Origin of the sequence: Hydrogenophaga sp. (assembly GCF_036675665.1) — a bacterium.
Taxonomy (GTDB): Bacteria; Pseudomonadota; Gammaproteobacteria; order Burkholderiales; family Burkholderiaceae_C; genus Hydrogenophaga.
This window is the reverse complement of record NZ_JAKFEO010000092.1, coordinates 1-3,812: the sequence shown is the minus strand read 5'-3', so window position 1 is coordinate 3,812 and position 3,812 is coordinate 1. Positions and strand designations below refer to the sequence as shown.

The window sequence follows — 3,812 nt, the reverse complement described above, 5'->3', positions numbered from 1 at the left end:
GGACGAAGTCTTCGCGTCATTGCAGGCCTGATCGACGTGACATGTCTATGCGGGCCTGACCGAAGCAACATGTCATTGCGGCTTGACCGAAGCAACATGTCATTGCGGGCTTGACCCGCAATCCATCACCCGTCGTCTGAATACGGCACGTGCGCATTCAGCGCGACAGGAGATGGATCCCGGTGAGTTCAACCGGTCAATGCAACAGTATCGAAACTGTTGGAGATCGGGATGGAGAAGGCGAAGTCGCGAGGGCTGACTCGGTGGCAGCAGGCGGAGCTCTGGAGCCGCTGGAAAGCTGGCCAGAGTCTCAATGAGATCGGTGCGGCGCTGGGCAGGGCCAGCGGCACGGTGCACTGGATCATCAAGCAGGAAGGTGGCATCGAGCCGCGGCAGCGAAGCCGCTCGTGCAAGCACCTGAGCTTGGCCGAGCGCGAGGAGATCTCGCGCTGTCTGGCCTCGGGGCTGGCACTGCGTGAGGTGGCGCGACGCCTCGGGCGCTCGGCTTCGACGATCAGCCGCGAAGTGGCTCGCAATGGCGGATGCCAAGCGTACCGGGCGGCGGCGGCGGACCGGACCGCCTGGAGCCGGGCGGAGCGGCCCAAGGCATGCCTGCTAGCGCGCGAGGAGCGATTGCGTGACCTGGTGGCCGCCAAGCTGCAGGCGGACTGGTCGCCCCAGCAGATTGCCAAGTGGCTGCGCCTGGTACATCACAATGAGCCGGCCATGCAGGTGTCTCACGAGACGATCTACCGCAGTCTGTTCATTCAGGCCCGAGGGGTGCTCAAGAAGGAGTTGGTGGCGCACCTGCGCAGCCGCAAGCAGATGCGCCGCACGGTGGCCGTGATGCCCACCAAAAGGGGACAGATCGTCGATGCGATCTCGATTCGCGAGCGGCCTGCTGACGTCGAGGACAGGGCCGTGCCGGGCCACTGGGAAGGCGATCTGATCGTGGGGGCAGGCCCCAGCTACGTGGCTACCCTGGTGGAGCGTCATTCGCGCTACGTTGCGCTGGCCCGGCTGGAGGGCAAGGATTCCGAAAGCGTGGTTCGCGCGCTCATCGGCCAAGTTCGCAAACTGCCTGAGAACCTGATGAGAACGCTGACCTGGGACCGCGGCACTGAGTTGGCGCAGCACAAGGCCTTCACCGTGGCCACTGACGTGCAGGTGTACTTCTGCGATCCACGCAGCCCCTGGCAGAGAGGATCCAACGAAAACACCAATGGGCTGCTGCGCCAGTACCTGCCAAGAAGCGCAGACCTGTCTGCCTTCAGCCAGCGGCAGCTGAACGTCATAGCCACCAAGCTCAACACTCGACCACGCAAGACCCTCGGCTACATCACACCGGCTGATAAATTGGCGGCAAGCGTTGCGCTGACCGGTTGAACTCACCGGGATCCATCTCCGGACGCCCGATCGGCAGCTGCGCGTGTCCGGAGGCCAGGTGATGGATTGCGGGTCAAGCCCGCAATGACACCGGGAGCGGGTCAAGCCCGCAATGGCACCGCCTGCGGCTAGCGGTTCGCGGCCTTGTCGCGCCTGCCGACCCCGTCAGCTCGAAAGCAGCCCGTGCGTGCGCGCGAAGTGGATCGTCTGCGTGCGGCTCTTGACCCCCAGCCGCCGGAACAGCCGCCACAGGTGCACCTTGACGGTGTGCTCGCTGATGCCCAGCTCGTCGGCGATCTCGCGGTTGGACAGGCCGCGGTCCAGCATCACGATCAGCTGCTTCTGCCGCTTGGACAGCTTGTTGTCGGTGGGCGCCAGCTCCTCGAAGCTGCCGTCGGTGTTCAGCAGTGCCCGCAGCGCATTGCCGATCTCCTGGGCCCCGGCCGACTTCTCGATGTAGATGTCGGCGCCGGCCTCGATGCACGCTTCCTCCGCGTCGGCGGCCGGCGAGGCCGACAACACGGCCAGCGGCGCGTCCGGGAACTGGTTCTTCATCTCGTGCACGCCCGAGGTGCCGGTGGTGTCCGGCAGCTTGAGGTCCAGGCAGATCAGGTCCGGGAAGCCGTTCTCGCGCACGGCCGATTCCATGCCCCCGATGCGATCGAGTTCGATCACGCGCGCGCCCGGCCGCATCCGGCGAAGCAGCATCACCACGGCCTCCCGCATCAGCGGGTGGTCGTCGATCACGTACAGGATGGTGGGGTTGGGATTGGCTTTCATCTCGGACTGCAAGGATAGCGCCAAGGCGGGGCCGGCTCAGCCGGCGGCCAGCTGGGCCAGTGCGGCCCCCACCTGTTCCTCGGTCACGCCCTCGGCGCGGCGCGCGGAGTCGCCCAGGGCCGCCAGGCCTTCCTGCTTGAGCCGCGCCACGGCCCGGCCCGCCTCCTGGGGCGAGGCGAAACCCACGCTTTGCAGCAACAGCGCGCCGGCGGCGTCGACCAGCTTGAAGTAGTGCCGGCCGTCGCTTTCCCGGTACTGCTTGAACGAAGGCAGGGCGGCCCTGGTCCTGGCCTTGCCGGCGGACTGCGGCTGCGCAGCGAGGTTGCGCAGGCCCACGGCCTCGCGCAGCCTGGCCATGAACGGCGTGGCGATGGCGCGGGCCTTCCCGGCGCCGGCCTTGAGGATCTTCTCCAGCTCGGCCGGGTGGCCCACCAGCGCCTCGTAGCGCTCGCGCATGGGCGCGATCTCGCGGTCGATCCGCTCGAACAGCAGCTGCTTGGCGTCGGACCAGGCGATGCCCTCGGCATACGCCTTGCGCAGCGCCTGCGTCTCGCCCTCGTCGGCGAAGGCCTGGTAGATCTGGAACAGGGCCGAGCCTTCGACCTCCTTGGGCTCGCCGGGCGTGCGCGAGTCGGTGACGATCGAGAAGATCTGCCTGCGCATCTGCTCGCGCGGGCCGAACAGGGCGATCACGTTGTCGTAGCTCTTGCTCATCTTGCGCCCGTCCAGCCCCGGCAGCGTGGCCACGGCCTCGTCGACCTGCGCCTCGGGCAACGTGAAGTGCTCGCCGTACAGGTGGTTGAAGCTGGAGGCCATGTCGCGCGCCATTTCCAGGTGCTGGACCTGGTCGCGGCCGACCGGCACCTTGTGCGCGTTGAACATGACGATGTCGGCGGCCATCAGCACCGGGTACATGAACAGGCCGGCGGTGACGTCCGAGTCGGGGTCGACGCCGGCGGCGTTGTTCTTGTCCACCTGGGCCTTGTAGGCGTGGGCCCGGTTGAGCAGGCCCTTGCCGGTCACGCAGGTCAGCAGCCAGGTCAGCTCGGGGATCTCGGGGATGTCCGACTGCCGGTAGAAGTAGACGTGCTCCGGGTCCAGCCCCGCCGCCAGCCAGCAGGCCGCGATTTCCAGCGTGGAGCGCTGGATGCGCGCGGGCTCGTCGCACTTGATCAGGGCGTGGTAGTCGGCCAGGAAGTAGAAGTTCTGGGTGCCGGGCCGGCGGCTGGCCTGCACGGTGGGCCGGATGGCGCCGACGTAGTTGCCCAGGTGCGGGGTGCCGGTGGTGGTGATGCCGGTGAGGTAGCGGACGGGAGCAGTCATTGTCAGGTCAGGAGAGCAGGGCGTTGAGCGGCGACAGCAGCACGCCCAGCACGCCGTAGCCCAGGGTGATCAGCGGGCGCAGCCAGAAGCTGCCGACGATGCCGGCGATCACCAGGCCCATGACGATGAAGAAGCCCCAGGGCTCGATGCGGCTGAGGGTCCAGGCCGCGCGCGGCGGCAGCAGGCCGGCGAGGATGCGACCGCCGTCCAGCGGCGGCAGCGGGAACAGGTTGAAGGCCCACATCACCAGGTTGACCAGCACGCCGGCCTTGGCCATCTCCAGGAAGAAGCGTTCGTTCAGGCCCATGCCCACCAGCACGGTG

General features: G+C 67.4%; 4 protein-coding genes. 1 reads left to right on the top strand and 3 read right to left on the bottom strand.

What is annotated here, in order from left to right; translation table 11 throughout:
* Positions 1–231: 231 nt before the first annotated feature.
* A complete protein-coding gene (locus V6M63_RS21305) occupies positions 232–1,386 on the top strand; it encodes an IS30 family transposase (protein ID WP_332745181.1) in 1,155 nt (384 codons plus the stop codon).
* A 165-nt stretch (positions 1,387–1,551) separates the two neighbouring features.
* Here the strand turns inward: V6M63_RS21305 and V6M63_RS21300 are convergent, their stop codons facing one another.
* The 3 genes from V6M63_RS21300 to V6M63_RS21290 all read right to left on the bottom strand — a co-directional run.
* Positions 1,552–2,166: a response regulator transcription factor gene (locus tag V6M63_RS21300; protein WP_332745180.1), complete on the bottom strand. Its 615-nt coding sequence runs from the start codon at positions 2,164–2,166 to the stop codon at positions 1,552–1,554.
* Between the two features lie 36 nt (positions 2,167–2,202).
* Positions 2,203–3,489, bottom strand: a complete 1,287-nt coding sequence (locus tag V6M63_RS21295; protein WP_332745179.1) for a tryptophan--tRNA ligase — start codon at positions 3,487–3,489, stop codon at positions 2,203–2,205.
* 7 nt (positions 3,490–3,496) lie between these two features.
* Positions 3,497–3,812: metalloprotease (locus V6M63_RS21290; RefSeq protein WP_442909630.1), on the bottom strand; the 316-nt coding region annotated here is incomplete at its 5' end.